Annotated in this window: 15 protein-coding genes; 8 read left to right on the top strand and 7 right to left on the bottom strand. The window is 66.2% G+C overall.

Going from position 1 to position 18,215, the window contains the following annotated elements:
• Positions 1 to 59: 59 nt before the first annotated feature.
• Both IGS55_RS04575 and IGS55_RS04570 read right to left on the bottom strand, forming a co-directional pair.
• Positions 60 to 347 (bottom strand): putative quinol monooxygenase, encoded by a 288-nt coding sequence (locus IGS55_RS04575; protein ID WP_034755675.1) that lies wholly within the window; start codon positions 345 to 347, stop codon positions 60 to 62.
• A gap of 108 nt (positions 348 to 455) precedes the next feature.
• Positions 456 to 1,028, bottom strand: a complete 573-nt coding sequence (locus IGS55_RS04570; RefSeq protein WP_230518561.1) for an FMN-dependent NADH-azoreductase — start codon at positions 1,026 to 1,028, stop codon at positions 456 to 458.
• Between the two features lie 163 nt (positions 1,029 to 1,191).
• Here IGS55_RS04570 and IGS55_RS04565 point away from each other — a divergent pair, with 163 nt between their 5' ends.
• The gene (locus IGS55_RS04565; RefSeq protein ID WP_139090021.1) at positions 1,192 to 1,596 is read left to right on the top strand and encodes a winged helix-turn-helix transcriptional regulator; all 405 of its coding nucleotides are present in this window, start codon (positions 1,192 to 1,194) and stop codon (positions 1,594 to 1,596) included.
• On the opposite strand, the gene IGS55_RS04560 is transcribed toward IGS55_RS04565, so the two are convergent.
• The gene (locus IGS55_RS04560) at positions 1,584 to 2,039 is read right to left on the bottom strand and encodes a GNAT family N-acetyltransferase (protein WP_230518560.1); all 456 of its coding nucleotides are present in this window, start codon (positions 2,037 to 2,039) and stop codon (positions 1,584 to 1,586) included. The two genes, IGS55_RS04565 and IGS55_RS04560, sit on opposite strands and share 13 nt — an antisense overlap.
• A gap of 114 nt (positions 2,040 to 2,153) precedes the next feature.
• Positions 2,154 to 3,623 carry an efflux transporter outer membrane subunit gene (locus tag IGS55_RS04555; protein WP_230518559.1) on the bottom strand — a complete coding sequence of 490 codons (1,470 nt, stop codon included), beginning with the start codon at positions 3,621 to 3,623 and terminating at the stop codon, positions 2,154 to 2,156.
• A gap of 93 nt (positions 3,624 to 3,716) precedes the next feature.
• Between IGS55_RS04555 and IGS55_RS04550 the strand changes: the two genes are divergently transcribed.
• The 3 genes from IGS55_RS04550 to IGS55_RS04540 all read left to right on the top strand — a co-directional run bounded on the left by IGS55_RS04550 (position 3,717) and on the right by IGS55_RS04540 (position 8,586).
• Positions 3,717 to 4,337, top strand: coding sequence for a TetR/AcrR family transcriptional regulator (locus IGS55_RS04550; protein WP_230518558.1), 621 nt, complete (start codon positions 3,717 to 3,719; stop codon positions 4,335 to 4,337).
• Positions 4,338 to 4,420: 83 nt separating this feature from the next.
• Positions 4,421 to 5,527 carry an efflux RND transporter periplasmic adaptor subunit gene (locus tag IGS55_RS04545; protein WP_230518557.1) on the top strand — a complete coding sequence of 369 codons (1,107 nt, stop codon included), beginning with the start codon at positions 4,421 to 4,423 and terminating at the stop codon, positions 5,525 to 5,527.
• Positions 5,524 to 8,586, top strand: coding sequence for an efflux RND transporter permease subunit (locus IGS55_RS04540; RefSeq protein ID WP_230518556.1), 3,063 nt, complete (start codon positions 5,524 to 5,526; stop codon positions 8,584 to 8,586). The genes IGS55_RS04545 and IGS55_RS04540 overlap by 4 nt, the downstream gene beginning before the upstream one ends.
• A 185-nt stretch (positions 8,587 to 8,771) precedes the next feature.
• Here IGS55_RS04540 and IGS55_RS04535 read toward each other — a convergent pair whose 3' ends face one another.
• Positions 8,772 to 9,809, bottom strand: coding sequence for a helix-turn-helix transcriptional regulator (locus IGS55_RS04535; RefSeq protein ID WP_230518555.1), 1,038 nt, complete (start codon positions 9,807 to 9,809; stop codon positions 8,772 to 8,774).
• Between the two features lie 217 nt (positions 9,810 to 10,026).
• Here IGS55_RS04535 and IGS55_RS04530 point away from each other — a divergent pair, with 217 nt between their 5' ends.
• Positions 10,027 to 12,033 carry a glycoside hydrolase family 3 protein gene (locus IGS55_RS04530; RefSeq protein WP_230518554.1) on the top strand — a complete coding sequence of 669 codons (2,007 nt, stop codon included), beginning with the start codon at positions 10,027 to 10,029 and terminating at the stop codon, positions 12,031 to 12,033.
• A 7-nt stretch (positions 12,034 to 12,040) separates the two neighbouring features.
• Here IGS55_RS04530 and IGS55_RS04525 read toward each other — a convergent pair whose 3' ends face one another.
• Positions 12,041 to 13,159, bottom strand: a complete 1,119-nt coding sequence (locus IGS55_RS04525; protein ID WP_230518553.1) for a Gfo/Idh/MocA family protein — start codon at positions 13,157 to 13,159, stop codon at positions 12,041 to 12,043.
• A 32-nt stretch (positions 13,160 to 13,191) separates the two neighbouring features.
• Entirely contained in the window at positions 13,192 to 14,379 is a 1,188-nt protein-coding gene (locus tag IGS55_RS04520) for a phytanoyl-CoA dioxygenase family protein (RefSeq protein WP_230518552.1), read from the bottom strand.
• Between the two features lie 103 nt (positions 14,380 to 14,482).
• Here IGS55_RS04520 and IGS55_RS04515 point away from each other — a divergent pair, with 103 nt between their 5' ends.
• The 3 genes from IGS55_RS04515 (at position 14,483) to hpaR (ending at position 17,965) form a co-directional block, all read left to right on the top strand.
• Entirely contained in the window at positions 14,483 to 15,532 is a 1,050-nt protein-coding gene (locus IGS55_RS04515; protein ID WP_230518551.1) for a LacI family DNA-binding transcriptional regulator, read from the top strand.
• Positions 15,533 to 15,598: 66 nt separating this feature from the next.
• Entirely contained in the window at positions 15,599 to 17,407 is a 1,809-nt protein-coding gene (locus IGS55_RS04510; protein ID WP_230518550.1) for a DUF885 domain-containing protein, read from the top strand.
• 102 nt (positions 17,408 to 17,509) lie between these two features.
• A complete protein-coding gene (gene hpaR, locus IGS55_RS04505) occupies positions 17,510 to 17,965 on the top strand; it encodes a homoprotocatechuate degradation operon regulator HpaR (RefSeq protein WP_223278727.1) in 456 nt (151 codons plus the stop codon).
• The last annotated feature ends 250 nt before the right edge of the window (positions 17,966 to 18,215 follow it).

Below are 18,215 nucleotides of genomic sequence, written 5' to 3'. Positions count from 1 at the left end.
TGCCATATTATAGATGACAACTTTCTAATACGGCCACGCGCTAGCGCGGCGCGCCGGCCTTACTTCAGCTTGCTCAATTCCGCGATATCGATCTTGACGACCTTGTCGCCCACGGCGGCGACCAGCGTCTTGAAGTGCGGCGTCGCTTCATGCGCCGTGTGGCCTGCCTTGTCGGCCCATTCTTCCAGCATGATGAAGCGGGTAGGAATCTTGTTGTCGAGGTGCAGTTCGTAGCGCAGGCAGGCGCTTTCCGCGCGGCTGGGCGGTACGACGGCTTCCAGGGCGGCGCGCACGGCGTCGATATGTTGGGCTTGGGCATCGATGGTGGCGACGATGATCAGGGTCATGGTGGTCCTTGTGGTTGGGGTTCCGGCAGCTTAGCGCATCTGGCGCTTCCTTGCCTGCCGGCCACCATGGGGCTGCGCCGCAACGGCGTGCGGCGCAGTTGGCACTCATTAGGCCGCTTGCAGCGCGCCGATCTGCTCGAAAGCGCCCGTCAATGCCTGCGCCCTGGCCGCGTCGCTGACCTTGACGCCTTCGGCGCGCACGATCTCGATCTGCTTGATGCCGAGGAAACCGAGGAAGGCGCGCAGATGGCTTTCCTGGTGTTCGAGGCTGGCCATCGGCGTGTCGGCGCCGTAGTAGCCGCCGCGCGTCGAGGCGATGATTACGCGCTTGCTGCCCAGCAAACCTTCGGGACCGTTGGCGCCATACTGGAAGGTTTTGCCGGGCACGGCCAGCGCGTCGAGCCACGATTTGAGCTGGCTGGGGATGGCGAAGTTGTACATGGGCGCACCGATGACGATGATGTCGGCGGCCAGCACTTGTTCCAGCGCGCCGGCCAGTGCTGCGCCGTCGGCGTCGCTGGGGGCTACCGTAAATTGCGGCAACGGTTGCGCGGCCAGGTCGCGGTACTGGACGGCGGCGCCAGGCGCGGCCGCTTGCAGGCGGGCCACGATGGCGGTGGACAATCGGCGGCTGATGGAATGCTCGCCGAGGACGCTGGAATCGATGTGCAGGATGTTCATATGGGGCCTTCTTGGGTGGTATGATCGGGTGGTATGTTTTTGTAACCGAGGTAAATATAGTGACTATCAAATGAACGCACAAGAAGGCACTTTTTCCACACTGGGGCACACGGATGTGACTATTGGCGACGCCGCCGCGCAAGGGGCGGAGCTGGAACGGCGCATGCGTGACGAGGGCGGCCATGCGGGCGTGGCCGCTTCCTGCCGTCCCATCACGGACATCCTCACGCGCGTGGGCGACAAATGGAGCGTGATGGTGGTGATCTTGCTGGGCAATGGCACCAAGCGCTTCAATGAAATGCGCCGCCTGATCGGCGGCATTTCGCAGCGCATGCTGACCCTGACATTGCGCGGGCTCGAGCGCGACGGCCTCGTGACGCGCACCGTGTTTCCCACCGTGCCGCCGCGCGTCGACTACGCCTTGACGGACCTGGGCCGCTCGCTGCTGATCCCCATCAGCGCGCTGGGCGCCTGGGCCCATGGCCACCGCGACGCCATCGATGCGGCGCGGCTGGCGTTCGATGCCAGGGCCGATGCGAACGCGGCGCCAGACCGTCAGGCCAGCTGAATCACGGCCAGCATGTCGTTGCCATCGGCATCCATGCCTTTTTCCACGAAGCCCATGCTGGCATAGAATTTTTTAGCGTTGGCATTGCCGGGCTTGTAGCAAATTTCAATGCTGCGCGCATCCGGTCGGGCGCGGATTTCCGCCAGCGCCAGAGCGAGCGCGGCCCTCCCATGGCCTTGCCCCTGACGCCGGTGGTCGACCATGAAGCGCCATATCTGATAGTGGCCGGGCGGATCGTCGGCATCGGGCGAGACGAACATCAGGAAACCGATCACCTCCTCGGCGCAATACACGGCGCGCGTATGCATGGTGGCGGGGTAAAAGCTGGCCTGCGCGATCGAATAGTCGTTGCTGGCCAGATAGTCGCGCTGCTGGGGCAGCAGGGGCAGTTCGCTGATGATGTCGAAATTGTCGGCCGTGACGGGGCGCAGGCTGATGGTCATGTTCAAAGGCAATGAAAAGGTAGGGCATACGAGTATGCGGAAAACTTACTCAAAAGGCAATGTTGTTCCACCACCTGCGCCAGACAGCGGTGGAACAATTGCTGCCATCGGCATTTACCGGACTGCCACCGCCTCCGTCCCCGCCTGCGGCGCCTGCCAGCCGCCGCCCAGCGCCCGGTAGGTGGCGACGGCAGCGCGCGCCGATGCCGTTTGCGCCTGTTCGCGCGCGTCCGCCGCGCGTAGCAGCCGGGAGTCGGCCTGCAGCACGTCAAGGCGGCTGACCACGCCTTTCTCGTAGGCGGCCAGCGCGGCGGCGCGGGCGCGCTCGAGCGATTGCACGCCTTGCGCCAGCAATGCGGCCTGTTCTTCGTGGCGCTGCAGGGCCGAGCCGGCGTTTTCCACGTCTTCGGCGGCGTGCAGCGCGGCGAGCCGGTAGGCCGCCAGCAGTTCGGCTTCCCGGCCACGGGAAGCTTCGATCTGCGCGTCGATGCGGCCGAAATCGAACAGGCGCCAGCGCAGGCCCAGCATGCCGGCGGCCTGGCCGGAGCCGCTGCCGAACAAGGCGCCGCCTGCCGTGGCGCTGCCCAGCAGGGCACCCAGGCTCAGTTTCGGGTAGTACCCGGCGACGGCCGCGCCGGTGCGCGCGCTGGCGGCGGCCAGGCGCCGTTCGGCGGCGATCAGGTCGGGCCGGCGCCGCAGCAGTTCGCCCGGCGAGCCGCCGGCCGCGATGCGCGGCGCGCGCGCCATCACGCCGGCGGCGGCCATGTCATCACCATAGGTGCCGGGCGCCGCGCCCAGCATCACGTCGAGCGCATGCAGCGCCACTTCGCGTGCCGTGTCCAGGCCCGGCACGACGGCGCGCGCCTGCGCCAGCGACGCTTCGGCCTGCCGCAGCGCCGGCTCGTTCGCCAATCCCTTGTCATATAACAGCGTGGCCAGTTCCAGCAGCGCCGCGTCCGTGCCGACCTGCCGGCGCGCCAGCTCGAGCCGCGCCTGCAGCCCCTGGATCGTCAGGTACAGGTCGGCCGTTTGCGCCGCCACGGCCAGCCGCGTGGCGGCCCATCCCGCTTCGCTGGCTTCGTAGTCGGCGCGCGCCGCTTCGCGTTCGCGGCGCAGGCCGCCAAACAGGTCGAGTTCCCACGACGCTTGCAGGTTCAATTCGCGCGCGCTGCCGGTACGTTCATAGCCTGGCGTGGTGTTCAAGACCTGGCCCAGCGGCGTTTGCACGGACTGGTAGGCGCGCGCCGCCTGGCCGCCAAGGCTGGCCGACGGCAGCAGCGCGGCATCGGCCGCACCGATGGCCGCGCGCGCCTGGCTGACCCTGGCCTGCGCTTGCGCCAGGTCGAGGTTTTGCGCCAGCGCCACCGTCACCAGACGGGTCAGGCGCGGATCGCCGAAGGCCGTCCACCAATGCCGCAGTTCGGCAGCGTCTGCGTCCTGGCGCGCGCCGAGCGCAGCTTGGTGCAGGTACTGGGCCGCTTGCGGCAGTTCGGGCCGGCGGTAATCGTTGCCGACGGCGCAGCCGGTGGCGGCCAGACCGGCGGCGATCAGCAAAAAGGGGAGGCGCAGGCGCGGCAGTGGCATGGTGGTCTTCCAGTTCAAATGAGAATAATGTGTGACTATAATACATTTCGGTCACTTATTGTGCATTCCGGCGCGGCGCGTTAAGCTGTCGCCATGAATTCCACCACACCCGACACTCCCAGCCCTGCACGCGGCCCCGCCGGCCACGACGTGCGCGACCAGATCGTTGCCGCCGCCACCGATTACTTCAGCCGCTACGGCTATGAAAAGACGACCGTCTCCGATCTGGCCAGGGCGATCGGCTTTTCCAAGGCCTATATCTACAAGTTCTTCGAATCGAAGCAAGCCATCGGCGAGCATATCTGCGGCAACTGCCTGCGCCAGATCGAGACCGAAGTGAAGGCGGCCGTTGAGGCGGCCGGGCGGCCGCCAGAGCAGCTGCGGCGCATGTTCAAGGCCAGCGTCGAGGCCAGCTTGCGGCTGTTTTTCCAGGACCGCAAGCTGTACGACATCGCCGCTTCGGCCGCCACCGGGCGCTGGCCGGCCGTGCAGGCCTACGAGCTGGCGATGGGCGCCCTGCTGCAGGATATCTTGCAACAGGGGCGCAAAACGGGCGACTTTGAACGCAAGACGCCGCTCGACGAAACGGCCAGCGCGATCTACCTGGTGATGCGCCCCTACGTCAATCCCTTGCTGCTGCAACACAGCGTCGACAGCAGCGAAACGGCCGTGGTGCAGCTGTCCAGTCTGGTGTTGCGCAGTTTGTCGCCATAGCCGCTTCGATGATAAGTGACTATTGACTTAATTGGTCACCAGTACCAGAATGAGCGCTCTGATCACTCATTCATGGAATTCCTATGCGCTGGCGCCGCCTCGCTTCATCTGCTGTCATTTCAACTTTACCCCTGGTGTTGAGCGCCTGCGCCGACAAGGCGCAGGCCGATCCGCGCACGGCCACGCCGCTGGTGCGCGCCGTCACGGTGCAGGGCGCCGAAGCGGGCACGCGCAGCTTCACGGGCGTGGTCGCGCCGCGCGTGCAGGGCGATCTCGGTTTTCGCGTGGCCGGCAAGGTGCGCGAACGGCTGGTCGACGCCGGCCAGGCCGTGCGCCGTGGCCAGCCATTGATGCGCCTCGACGCCGACGACCTGCAACTGCTATTCCAGGCCCGGCAGGACGCCGTCACGGCTGACCGCGCCCGCGCGCGTCAGGCGGCGGATGAGGAAGCGCGCTACCGCGACTTGCGCGGCACGGGCGCCATCTCGGCATCCAGCTACGACCAGGTGAAGGCGGCGGCTGACGCGGCCGGCGCCCAGCTCAAGGCGTCCGAAGCCCAGGCCGGGGTGGCGCGCAATGCGCTGCAGTACGCGGTGCTGCTGGCCGATGCCGACGGCGTCGTGATGGATACCCTGGCCGAACCGGGCCAGGTGGTCGCGGCCGGGCAGGTGGTGGTGCGGCTGGCCCATGACGGACGGCGCGAAGCGGCGATCCAGCTGCCGGAAACCTTGCGCCCCGCGCTCGGCTCCACGGGCAAGGCCACCCTGTTCGGCAGGCCGGGCGCCAGCGTGCCGGCCACCTTGCGCCAGTTGTCGCAGACGGCGGACCGGCAAACGCGCACCTTTGAGGCGCGCTATGTGCTCGACGCGGCGCTGTCGAACGCACCGCTGGGCGCCACCGTCACCTTGCGCCTGCCCGGCGCGCAAGCGGCCGGCGGCACCGTGCAAGTGCCGCTGGCGGCCCTGCATGATGCGGGCAAGGGGCAGGGCGTGTGGGTGATCGCCGGTGCGCCGGCGCAAGTGAGCTGGCGGCACGTGAAGGTGCAAGGTCTGCACGATGACGGCGCCGACGTGAATGGCCTGAAGGCGGGCGAACGCATCGTCGCGCTGGGCGCCCATCTGCTGCACCAGGGAGAGCAGGTCAGGGTCGAACAGGCACCGGTGGCAGCCGCCGCGGGAGCGCGTCCATGAGCGCGGCCGGCTTCAACCTGTCGGCGCTGGCCGTGCGCGAACGTTCCGTCACCCTGTTCCTGATCTGCCTCATTTCGCTGGCCGGTCTGCTGTCGTTCTTCAAGCTGGGGCGCGCGGAAGACCCTGCCTTTACGGTCAAGGTGATGACCATCGTCACCGCCTGGCCCGGCGCCAGCGCGCGCGAAATGCAGGACCAGGTGGCCGAGAAGATCGAAAAGCGCCTGCAGGAGCTGCGCTGGTACGAACGGGCCGAGACCTATACCACGCCGGGCCTGGCCTTCACCACCCTGACCCTGCTCGACGGCACGCCGCCCGAGCAGGTGCAGGCCGAGTTTTACCAGGCGCGCAAGAAGGCCGGCGACGAGGCGGCCAATTTGCCGGCCGGCGTGATCGGTCCCATGATCAATGACGAATACGCCGACGTCACCTTTGCCCTGTATGCGCTGAAGGCCAAGGGCGAGCCGCAGCGGCTGCTGGTGCGCGAGGCGGAAACCCTGCGCCAGCGGCTGCTGCACGTGCCGGGCGTGAAAAAGGTCAATATCATCGGCGAGCAGGCCGAACGCATCTACGTGGAGTTTTCGCAGGAGCGCCTGGCCACCCTGGGCGTGCGGGCGCAGGATGTGTTTGCCGCGCTGAACGGCCAGAATGCCTTGAGCCCGGCCGGTTCCGTTGAGACGCGCGGGCCGCAAGTATTCATCCGCCTCGACGGCGCGCTCGACGCGCTGCAAAAGATCCGCGATACGCCTGTGGCGGCGCAGGGGCGCACCTTGACGCTGTCCGATATCGCCACCGTGCGCCGTGGCCAGGAAGACCCGGCCAGTTTCATGGTGCGCAATGGCGGCGAGCCCGCGCTGCTCTTGGGCGTGGTCATGCGCGACGGCTGGAACGGGCTGGACCTGGGCAAGGCACTGGACGGGGAAGTGACGGCCATCGGCGCCGCCATGCCGCTGGGGATGAGCTTGGCCAAGGTCACCGACCAGGCAGTCAATATCGGCGCGGCCGTCGACGAATTCATGCTCAAGTTCCTCGCCGCATTGCTGGTGGTGATGCTGGTGTGCTTTATCAGCATGGGCTGGCGGGTCGGCATCGTGGTGGCCGCCGCCGTGCCATTGACGTTGGCCGTGGTGTTCATCGTGATGGCGGCGACTGGCAAGAACTTCGACCGCATCACCTTGGGTTCATTGATCCTGGGCCTGGGCCTGCTCGTGGACGACGCGATCATCGCCATCGAAATGATGGTGGTGAAAATGGAAGAGGGCTACAGCCGCATCGCCGCCTCCGCCTATGCCTGGAGCCACACGGCCGCGCCCATGCTGGCCGGCACCCTGGTGACGGCCGTGGGCTTCATGCCGAATGGTTTTGCCCGTTCCAGCGCCGGCGAATACACGAGCAATATGTTCTGGATCGTCGGCATCGCCCTGATCGCGTCGTGGGTGGTGGCGGTGGTGTTTACTCCCTACTTGGGCGTGAAACTGCTGCCTGAACTCAAACACGTCGCCGGCGGCCATGATGCGCTGTACGACACGCCGCGCTACCACCGTTTTCGCCGGCTGCTGGGGCGCGTGATCGCCCGCAAATGGCTGGTGTTCTGCACCGTGATCGGCCTGTTCGTGCTGGCCGTGCTGGGCATGGCCGTCGTCAAGAAGCAGTTTTTTCCGATTTCGGACCGCCCTGAAGTGCTGATCGAAGTGCAGCTGCCCTACGGCAGCGCGATCGGGCAGACCAGCGGCGCGGCGGCCAAGGTGGAAGCATGGCTGGCGCGCCAGAGCGAGGCGAAGATCGTCACGGCCTATGTGGGCCAGGGTGCGCCGCGCTTTTACCTGGCGATGGGACCGGAGTTGCCCGATCCCTCGTTTGCCAAGATCGTCGTGCGCACCGACAGCCAGCAGGCGCGCGACAGCCTCAAGCAGCGCTTGCGCGTGGCCGTCGCCGCCGGCCTGGCGCCGGAGGCGCGCGTGCGCGTCACGCAACTGGTGTTCGGCCCGTATTCGCCGTTCCCCGTCGCTTACCGGGTCAGCGGCCCCGATCCCGAGGTGTTGCGCGGCGTCGCCGGCCAGGTGCAGCAGGTGATGCAGGCCAGCCCCTTGATGCGTACCGTGAACACGGACTGGGGCACGCGCACGCCGACCCTGCATTTCAGCCTGCAGCAGGAGCGCTTGCAGGCGATGGGCTTGACGTCGGCAGCGGTGGCGCAGCAACTGCAGTTTTTGCTCAGCGGCGTGCCCGTTACGGCCGTGCGCGAAGATATCCGCACGGTGCAGGTGGTGGCGCGCGCGGCCGGCGACGTGCGGCTCGACCCGGCGCGCATCGCCGACCTGACCCTGGCCGGCGCGAATGGCGAACGCATCGCGCTGTCGCAGGTGGGCAGCGTCGAGGTGCGCTCGGAAGACCCGGTGATGCGCCGGCGCGACCGCCAGCCGACGATTACCGTACGCGGCGACATCGCCGACGGCCTGCAGCCGCCCGACGTCTCGGGCGCCATCGCGGCGCAGCTGCAAACGGTCATCGACAAGCTGCCGGCCGGCTACCGCATCGAGCAGGCCGGCTCCATCGAGGAATCGGCCAAGGCCACGCAAGCCATGCTGCCGCTGTTCCCCATCATGCTGGCATTGACCTTGCTGATGATTATCCTGCAGGTGCGTTCGATCTCGGCGATGGTGATGGTGTTCCTGACCAGTCCATTGGGCCTGATCGGCGTGGTGCCTACCTTGCTGCTGTTCCAGCAGCCGTTCGGCATCAATGCGCTGGTCGGCCTGATCGCGCTGTCGGGCATTTTGATGCGCAATACCCTGATCCTGATCGGCCAGATCCATCAGAACGAGGCGGCCGGACTGGCGCCGTTCGACGCCGTGGTGGAGGCGACCGTGCAGCGCGCGCGCCCCGTGATCCTCACGGCGCTGGCGGCCATCCTGGCGTTTATTCCGCTGACCCATTCGGTTTTCTGGGGGACCTTGGCCTATACCCTGATCGGCGGCACGTTTGCCGGCACGGTGCTGACCTTGGTCTTTCTACCGGCGATGTATGCGATCTGGTTCCGGATACGGCCGGGTAGAGATTAAAACAGCGGGCCGGAGACGCGGGCCTGAGAAAATGCCGATGGCGGCGTTGCAGCTCCTTGCCGTACTTGCGTACTGTCTGCGTCGCTGCGCCTTGCTCTCGACATTTTTCAGGCCCGCTTGGCCCGGGGAGCCTGTCTCCTTGACTTGGGCCGTCTCGTGGGTTGCCGGTTTGCTTGTGTCTTTGTCTAGGCGCCTGTTGCATCCTGCCGGTAGCGTGCCGGCGGCAGTTCGAACTGGTTCTTGAAGAAGCGGGTGAACGCGCTTTGCGAGGAAAAGCCCAGGCGGTCGCCGATTTCCGCCACGCTCAGGCTCGTTTCGCGCAGCAAACGGCGCGATTCGCGGCTCTTGGCGCGCAGTTCCAGTGCGCGGAACGAGGTCTGCTCCTGCTGCAGCTGGCGCTGCAGGGTCCAGCGGTTCATCGCCAGGCCGTCGCACAGGGCCGGCAGCAGCGAGGCGCTATCGGCGTCGCCCGCGCCTTGCCGGCCCAGCAGATCAATGATGGCTTGCTCCACGCGGGCCGAAAACAGCTGCGCCCCCTGCAACTGCTGCAATTGCCCCTGCGCGTGCCGCAGCGCGTGCGGCGCCAGCATGGCGTTGAACTGGGCGAAGGGCCGGTCCAGCGCCGGTGCGTCGAACGTCAATGTATTGCGCGCCTGGCCAAAGGTGGCGGCGGCGCCGAAGCACTCGGCAATGGCCGGCGCGAACCATGGCGCCTTGCCCTGGAAGCCGGCACGGAAGGCGGTGGGCGCGCCATCGTCGTAGGCGCGCGCCACCAGCGACAGCATGCGGAAATTGGCCAGCGCCTGCATGGCGCCGCCCGCCGGGCAGAACTCCGACAGGTATTCGATCTCGATGCGCGTGCCGTTTTCGCTCATCAGCATGAAATCGAATTCGCCGATCAGGCCCCGCAAGTGCAGCAGCTCGTGCAGCGCGCTGCGCAGGGTGGGGCGGTTGAAGCAGACGTGGGCGATGCCCGAATAATGCGCGAACCAGTGTGTCACGTCGAGGTCGAGCAGGCCGCGGTGCCGCGGCAGTTGCTGGGCGTAGGCCGTCATGCGGCGGTGCCGCTCGGCGTTGATGCGGCCGCCCGGCTCGTCCAGCTGCGCCGGCGTGATGCCCGTGCGCTGAAAAAACTCGGCGGGGTCGTGGCCATCGGCCTGCATGGCGCGCGCGCATTGCTGCGCGATCCGGTTCGAAACCGTGCGCGTGTCGGGTTTGTGCAAGGCTGTCTCCTGCTTATCCTGCTTGTTGTAGTAATTTTTCACAAATATTAGCACTTTGTAGGAGATTGTTGGTTGTTGTGCCATCTAACCAAAAATTGTTCTCGCGGGTATAAAACGCGTGCTGCGCGGTCAAGAAACTCACGCATTCTCACGCTATATTGTTTTCGGCCGGCCTTGCTGCCGCGCCTTGATACCTACAAAAACAGTCTTGGAGATAATGATGAATTGCACTTTGAAACCGATGGCCCGCCTGGTCGCCGGCTGCGTCGCCACGCTTGCCCTGGCCGCCTGCGGCAATAACGGCAGCGTGGAATACAAGCAGCCCGTGTTCGGCGCCACCACCTACAGCCAGATCCAGGTCGACGGCTATGCCTTCAAGGATATGAACCGCAACGGCAAGATCGATCGATACGAAGACTGGCGCCTGCCGGCCGAGGTGCGCGCCGACGATTTGTTGTCGCACATGAGCCTCGATGAAAAAGCGGGGCTGATGATGCACGGTACGGCGCCCACCGTGGCCGACCCCACCGGCATCGGCCAGGGCGGGGCGTACGATTTGACGGCCCTGCAAGACCTGATCGTCAAGCAGTACGTCAACACCTTCATCACCCGCATGGCGGGCGACTCGGCCAACATGGCGGCCCAGTACAACAAGGTGCAGGCCCTGAGCGAAACGTCGCGCCACGGCATCCCGGTGTCCATCAGCACGGACCCGCGCCACCATTTCCAGTACACGGTGGGCGCCAGCGCCGGCACCAAGGGCTTCTCGCAATGGCCTGAAACCCTGGGCCTGGCCGCCATCGGCGACGATGCGCTGGTACGCCGCTTCGGCGACATCGCGCGCCAGGAATACCTGGCCGTCGGCATCACGCAGGCGCTGTCGCCGCAGGCCGACCTGGCCACCGAGCCGCGCTGGTCGCGCATCAACGGCACCTTCGGTGAAGACGCGGACCTGGCCAGGCGCATGGTGCGGCACTATATCGAGGGCTTCCAGGATGGGAACACGGGCCTGCATGACGGCAGCGTGGTGGCCGTCGTCAAGCACTGGGTCGGCTACGGCGCCACGAAGGAAGGATACGATGGCCACAATTACTATGGCCGCTACATGACCTACCCGGGCAACAACTTCGCCTACCACGTGAAACCGTTCGAAGGCGCCTTCACGGCGAAGGCGGCTTCCGTCATGCCCACCTACGCTCTGCCGGACGGCAATATCACCATCGACGGCATCACCCTGGAACAGGTGGCGGCCGGCTTCAGCAAGACCATGCTGACGGATCTGCTGCGCGGCAAATACGGCTTCGAGGGCGTGATCCTGTCCGACTGGGGCATCACCTCCGACTGCGACGCCAACTGCCGCAACGGCACGGCGCCTGGCGTCGCGCCTTCCTTCATGGGCTTTGGCACGCCGTGGGGCATGGAAGACGCCACCAAGGCCGAGCGCTACGTGAAGGCCGTGACGGCGGGGATGGACCAGTTTGGCGGCGTGACGGAAGCGCCGTACCTGACGCAAGCCGTGCAGCGCGGCCAGCTGACGGAGGCGCGCATCAACGCGTCGGCGCGGCGCATCCTGATCCAGAAATTCAAGCAGGGCCTGTTCGAGCATCCGTTCGTCGATGCGGCCAATGCGGCCACCACGGTGGGCAAGGCGGACTTCATCGAGGCTGGCCTGGACGCGCAGCGCCGCTCGCTGGTCCTGCTGGAAAACAAGGACAAGGTCTTGCCGCTGGCGGCCACCGTCAAGAAGCTCTACCTGTACGGCATCGATGCGGCCGTGGCCAAGCAGTACGGCTACACGGTGGTCGCCACGCCGCAGGAAGCGGACGTGGCCCTGCTGCGCGTGGCCGCGCCGTATGAAATACTGCACCCGAACTACATCTTCGGCAGCATGCAGCATGAAGGGCGCCTGAACTATGTCGACGGCGACGCCGACTACGAGGCGATCAAGAACGCGGCCAAATACGCGCCGAAGACGGTGGTCACCGTGTACCTGGACCGCCCGGCCATCCTCGGCAACGTGCAGGACAAGGCCAGCGCCATCGTCGCCAACTTCGGCGTGAGCGACGGCGCGCTGTTCGATGTCCTGACGGGCAAGGCCAAGCCGCAGGGCAAGCTGCCGTTCGAGCTGCCGTCGTCGATGGCCGAAGTGCAGGTGCAGAAATCGGACGTGCCGTATGACACGGCCCATCCGCTGTACAAGTTCGGTTACGGACTGGCCTACTAAACGCCGTTCAACGCAGGGAAATCCAGCTGCGCTCCTGCACGGAGCGCAGCGCGGCGGCTATCAGCCGGTCCACCTCGTAGCCATCGCGGAAGGTGGGCCAGACCGGCTGGCCGCCAGCGATCGCCTGCAGAAAATCACGCGCTTCGATGACGATCTGCTCGTTGTAACCGGTGCCGTGCCCGGCGCCCTGGCTGAACGCCAGGTAGTCGGGGTGGGCGGGGCCCATCAGCAGGCGCTGGAAACCCTGGCGCTGCGCGGGGCGGCCGGCGTCGTACAGCCATAATTCGTTCTGGTTTTCCTGGTCGAAGGCGAGCGCGCCTTTCGTCCCCGTGATGCGGTAGGTGTAACCCATCTTGCGCCCGGCCGCCACGCGGCTGAAGGTCAGGGCGCCCAGCGCGCCGCTGGCAAAGCGCAGCATCACATTCCCCTGGTCGTCATTCTCCACCGCTTCCATGCCAGTGGGCCCTTGACGCTGCGCGTGCACGGTATTCATGTCCGCTACCAGCGAGTCGACGGGGCCGCCCAGGCGCAGGGCCAGGTTGAGCAGGTGCGAACCCACGTCGGCCAGCGCGCCGGCCCGCGTTGCCGTCGCTTCGCGCGTGCGCCACGAAGCGGGCGCGCGCGGGTCGTGCAAATAGTCTTCCACGTGTTCGGCGGCGATGTGGATGATCCCGCCGATTTCGCCCGATTCGATGATCTGCCGCGCCAGCTGGCTGGCCGGCGTGCGGATGTAGTTGTAGCCGACCATGTTGGCCACGCCCGCCGCTTCCGCCGCCTGCGCCAGCTGCAAGGATTCGGCGGCCGTCATGCCCAGCGGCTTTTCGCAAAACACGGGTTTGCCCAGGGCCAGCGCGGCCAGCACGATGTCCTTGTGCGTGGCCGGTGGCGTGGCGACGATGATGGCGTCGATGGCGCGATCATTGACCAGCGCGCGCCAGTCGCCCGTGGAGCGGTTCCAGCCCAGTTCCTGCGCGCTGCGGGCCGCGCCTTCCGCACTGCTGGTGCTGATGCATTCGCATACTGGATTGAGGGCGGTGGGAAAAATGCTGCGCACGGTCTTGTAGGCGATGGTGTGGGCCTTGCCCATGTAGCCAGCGCCGATCAGACCGATGTTGATGTCTTGCATAGGGAGTCTCCGAGGTTGTCGCGGTAGGGGATTCAGGCTTGCCGGCGCCAGGCCTGGCTGTCCAGGGCGTCGAGGAAGCGGGCGGCAGGCCACTCTTGCGCCAGCGCTTCGTGCATGAGCTGCTGCTGCGTGGGCGGCGCCATGCCGTCGATGGGCTGGTCGCGATCGAGGTTGCTGGGGAAGGCATAGCCTTCGGCGCAGGCGGCAATCGCGTGAGCAATGCCATCGGCGGACAGGACGCCCTGCGCGCGCAAGGTCTGCAGCGCCGGATACAGGGCGGCGCTCATGGCGCGGCGGTCCAGCGCTTCCATCGCGCGCCCGAACGGCGACGACACTTGCAGCAGATTCGCCATGCGGCGGATGTCGGACGAACGGTTATGGCCCGCGGCATGCAACAGGGCGGGGTTGAAGAAGACGGCGTCGCCTTGGGAGAGCGGCAGCTGCACGCAATGCCGGGCGAAATAATCGCGGAAGGGTGCCTGCTGCCAGGCCATAAAGCCGGCCTGGTAGCGCTGCGAATACGGCAGGTACAGGGTGGGGCCGGATTCGACCGGCATGTCGCAATGGGCGACGGCACCTTGCAAGGTCAAGAGGATCGACATCTGGTGCACGGGCGCCGGGTAGGAAGTGCAGGCGGCGGCGCTCTGGAAGCCCAGGTGATAGTCGCGGTGCGGCGCCTGGGCCGCGCCGCCCGGGTTGACGACGTTCACCTGCGCCGTCATCTGGTAGGCGGGTCCCAGCCACGCCTCGGCGATCCACGCAAACACGGGATTGGCGTAGTAGCGCGCGAACGCTTCGGGTGCGCGCAGACACAGTTTTTGCTGGGCGTTCCAGATGCGGTCATTCGCGCCCGGTCTGGCGAAATGGTCGCCGCCCGCCTGGCCGCTCGCATGCTGCTCGGCGATCAGCGCGCGAAACACGCCGCTGACCTGATCCAGGGTAGCCGTGTCGTCGACGGCGTGCCGGAGCACGATGACGCCGGGGCCATCCATCAGCGCCTTGCCCCATTCGGCCTGCAGCGCGCGCAGCGACGCCGCGCTGGCGGCCAGCGCACGCACCTGGTCGCAATCGTAGACGAGAATATCATCTTCCACCGCAGCGGCGTGGGGATAGTCGGCCAGCACCGTGCATTGGCTGACGGTGCGGATGAAATCATCGAGCCGGCAATCTTGCCGCGACAGCCAGAAGGGGGCGGGCGGCGCGGCGTCTTGGGTGATCATGCGGTGTCTCCTGAGTTTTACGTTGTAGAATCAGTATAGGGATGAAAATCCGCATTTTTCATCAGGAAATCCATCAAAAAACCATCAATGGAATGGGCATGGCATGACGCATCCGTTTCCCGTCAAGGTTGTGGCGCTGCAGGCGGGCGTCAGCGTGGCGACCGTCGACCGCGTGATCAAGCAGCGTGGGGGCGTGCACGCGAATACCGTGCGCCGCGTGATGCAGGCGCTCGATGAACTGGCGCGGCAAAGCACGCAGGTGGGCCTGGCCGGCAGAAAATTCATGCTCGACATGCTGATGGTGGCGCCGCGCCGCTTTACGGACGCCGTGCGCGCCGCGCTGGAAGCGGAACTGCCATCCTTGCATCCGGCCGTGCTGCGCTCGCGCTTTCACCTGCATGAAACCCTGGACGTGGACGGCATCGTTGACCAGCTGGAACGCATCCGCAAGAACGGCAGCCACGGCGTGCTGCTGAAAGCGCCGGACTTGCCGCCGGTGGCCGAGGCGGTGGACCGGCTGGCGGCGGCGGGCATTCCCGTGGTGACCCTGGTGACGGACTTGCCAGCTTCCGCGCGCCGCGGCTACGTGGGCATGGATAACCGCGCGGCCGGCGAGACGGCCGCATGCCTGATCGGCCAGTGGCTGGGCGCGGGCCAGCGGCCCAGGAAGCAGCAAGTGCTGGTCACCCTGAGCAGCAACCGTTTTCATGGCGAGGAAGAGCGCGAGATCGGCTTTCGCCGCGCGTTGCGCGAACGGCACCGCCATTTATCCATCGTCGAAGTGAGCGAGGGCCACGGCATCGACGGCGCCACGGGCGCGCTGGTGCGTGAAGCACTGGCTACGCATCCAGGTATCGCCGGCGTGTATTCGATCGGCGGCGGCAATGCCGCCATCGTGCAGGCATTCGCGCAGGCCGGCCGGCCTTGCCAGGTCTTCATCGGCCACGACCTCGATGCGGACAACGTGGCGCTGCTCAAGTCGGGCGCCATCCAGGCCGTGCTGCACCATGACCTGGGCCAGGACATGCGCCGCGCCTGCCAAGAGATACTGCGGGCGCAGGGCGCGCTGCCTGCCCTGGCGCACGCGCTGCCCTTGTCCGCGATCCAGATCGTCACGCCGTGGAACCTGCCCGCGCTGACCGGGCTGAATTGACAGTTACCCGGGGCTGGCCGATACTCGCCGCTTCGCTCATCGTTCACCTCAGGAAGGAATCCCCCGATGTCCGTCACTCCGCAATTGTGCAAGACCGTGCTGGTAGCCGCACTCTCCATCGCGTTTACCATGCCCGCCATGACCGCCGTTCCTGCAACTGCCGGCGCTTCATCGGCCTGGGTTGAAGCGAGCAACCGCAACGCGGCCATCGTGCTGGCGGCGCAGGCGCAGTTCTCGCCCGAAGACGCCTCCGATACGGGCCTGGCCCAGTACGACGGCCTGGCCGCCGACCTGGGGCCGAACATCACCGAGCGCCATGTGGCGGCCATGCGGAAGGCGCGCGCGCAATTGCAGCAAAAGCTGGAACTGGAACGCGACGAGCGCATACGCCAGGACCTGGAAATCCTGATCGGCGCCGTCGGCCAGGAAATCATGGGCACGCAGCTGGAAGCCAAATACACCCTGCCGTGGGTCGATGTGCCGCAAATGGTCTTTGGCAGCATGCAAAGCCTGCTGCAGGAGCAGCGTCCGGCCGCGCGCCGCGCCAGGGCGCTCGAACGCCTGCAGCGCTACGTGGGCCAGTTCCCGGGCAGCACGCCGATCACGCAGCAGGCCAAGGCGCGCTTCACGGAAAAGATCGGCCAGCCCGGCCTGGCGGGACCCGTGCGCCTGCAGGTGGAGCAGTCGCTGGAAAACGTGCCCACGTATATCGCCGGCATCCGCAAGCTGTTTGCCGACATGAAGATCGCGGGCGCCGAACCCGCGCTGGCCGCCATGGAGCAGCAGTTGAACGAGTATGCGGCGTGGGAAAAGCAGGTGGTGCTGCCCTTGTCGCGCACGGATTTCCGCATGGCGCCCGAGCTGTATGCGTTCCGCCTGAAACAGGTGGGCATCGATATCGAGCCGCGCGCGCTGGTCGAACGGGCTCAGGTGGCTTACCTGGAAACGCGCGCCGCCATGCAGGCGCTGGCGCCCGTGGTGGCGGCCAAGCTGGCCTTGAAGGGCGTCGACGGCACGGACTACCGCCAGGTGATGCGCGCGCTGAAGAGCGATTCCATCCCCAATGAGCAGCTCGAAGCGCACTACAAGGGCGTCAATACGCAGCTGGAACAGCGCATCGCCCGGCAGCGCGTGGTCGATATTCCTGCGCGCGCCATGACCATGCGCCTGGCGTCCGCCGCCGAATCGGCGGCCCAGCCGGCGCCGCATATGCGTCCGCCTCCGCTGATCGGTAATACGGGCGAGCACGGCCAGTTCGTCCTCCCCGTCAGCAATCCGGCCGCCAGCGGCAAGGGCGAAGCGTATGACGATTTCAATTTCGCGGGCGCCGCCTGGACCCTGAGCGCGCACGAGGGCCGCCCAGGCCACGAGCTGCAGTTCAGCGCCATGGTGGAGCGTGGCGTGTCGCAGGCGCGCAGCCTGTACGCGTTCAACAGCGTCAACGTGGAAGGCTGGGCGCTGTACGCGGAAGCGGAGATGATTCCGTACGAGCCGGCCGAGGGCCAGTTCATCGCGCTGCAGTTCCGCATGCTGCGCGCGGCGCGCGCCATGCTCGACCCGATGCTGAACCTGGGGCAGGTCACGCGCGAGGAAGCGGGGCGCATCCTGACGGATGAAGTGATGCTGTCGAAACCGATGGCGCGCCAGGAGCTGGACCGCTACACCTTCAACATGCCGGGCCAGGCGGGCAGCTATTTCTATGGCTATACGCGCATCCTGCAGCTGCGCGCCGAAACGGAGCTGGCGCTGGGCGAGAAATTCGACCGCCTGGCGTTCAACAACTTCCTGCTCGGGCAGGGCTTGCTGCCACCGGAGCTGCTGGCCAAGGCCGTGCGCGAACACTTCATCCCCGAGCAGAGAAAAACCAAAAGCTGACGCCATGGCACGGGAGCGGCAGGGAAGGGGAATTTTGCCGCTATTGTCCCCGGGCCAGTCGTATAATGACGCTCATTGTGCTGGCCCACCCTGGAGTTCCACTTGCAGCTACCGATCCGTTATCCGAACATGCCGCAACTGCTGCTGAAGGCCCGCGACAGCCTGCTCCAGCATTTCCGCCCCATCCTCAATCACTTCGGCGTGACGGAGCAGCAGTGGCGCATCATGCGCGCGCTGAATGAAAGCCCGACCCTGGAGCCGCGCGAGCTGTGCGAGATCTGCCAGATTTCGAGCCCCAGCATGAGCGGCATCCTGGCGCGCATGGAAGAGATCGGCCTGATCGGGCGCAGCAAGTTCGAAGGCGACCAGCGCCGCCGCAAGGTGCACCTGTCCGAAGCGGGCGCCAGTTTGCTGATGCAGATGGGCAAGCTGATCGACCTGCAGTATGCCCACCTGGAAGCGGCTTACGGCAAGCAAGTGTTCGAAGACATGCGCCGCGCCCTGGAAGCGTTTATTGCTCTTGAAACCCTGCCGGTGGCGCCCGCCATCCTGCGCTGAGCGGCAACCCCGCTCCCATCTCCCCCGTTCCTAACGCCATCGGGCGCGTGTTTTTCAGCATGCGCCGCCGTTGCTTTTCCCATGCCTGTCCCTGTGACTTCCCCGTGCTGCGGGGCGTGCGCCCGCACGCCTGCCGGATTTGCTATAAGACTAAGCCTTACAGTCAATCACTTATATGTGAGTAAATAAGCGTATAATTTGCTTCACTTGATCCAAATCAAGAAGAACAGCGGACGCCCGCTCTCGCGGG

It is taken from the genome of Janthinobacterium sp. EB271-G4-3-2 (assembly GCF_020858035.1).
Taxonomy (GTDB): domain Bacteria; phylum Pseudomonadota; class Gammaproteobacteria; order Burkholderiales; family Burkholderiaceae_D; genus Janthinobacterium; species Janthinobacterium aestuarii.
The sequence above is the reverse complement of the archived record's forward strand: the minus strand, read 5'-3'. Positions and strand labels throughout refer to the sequence as shown.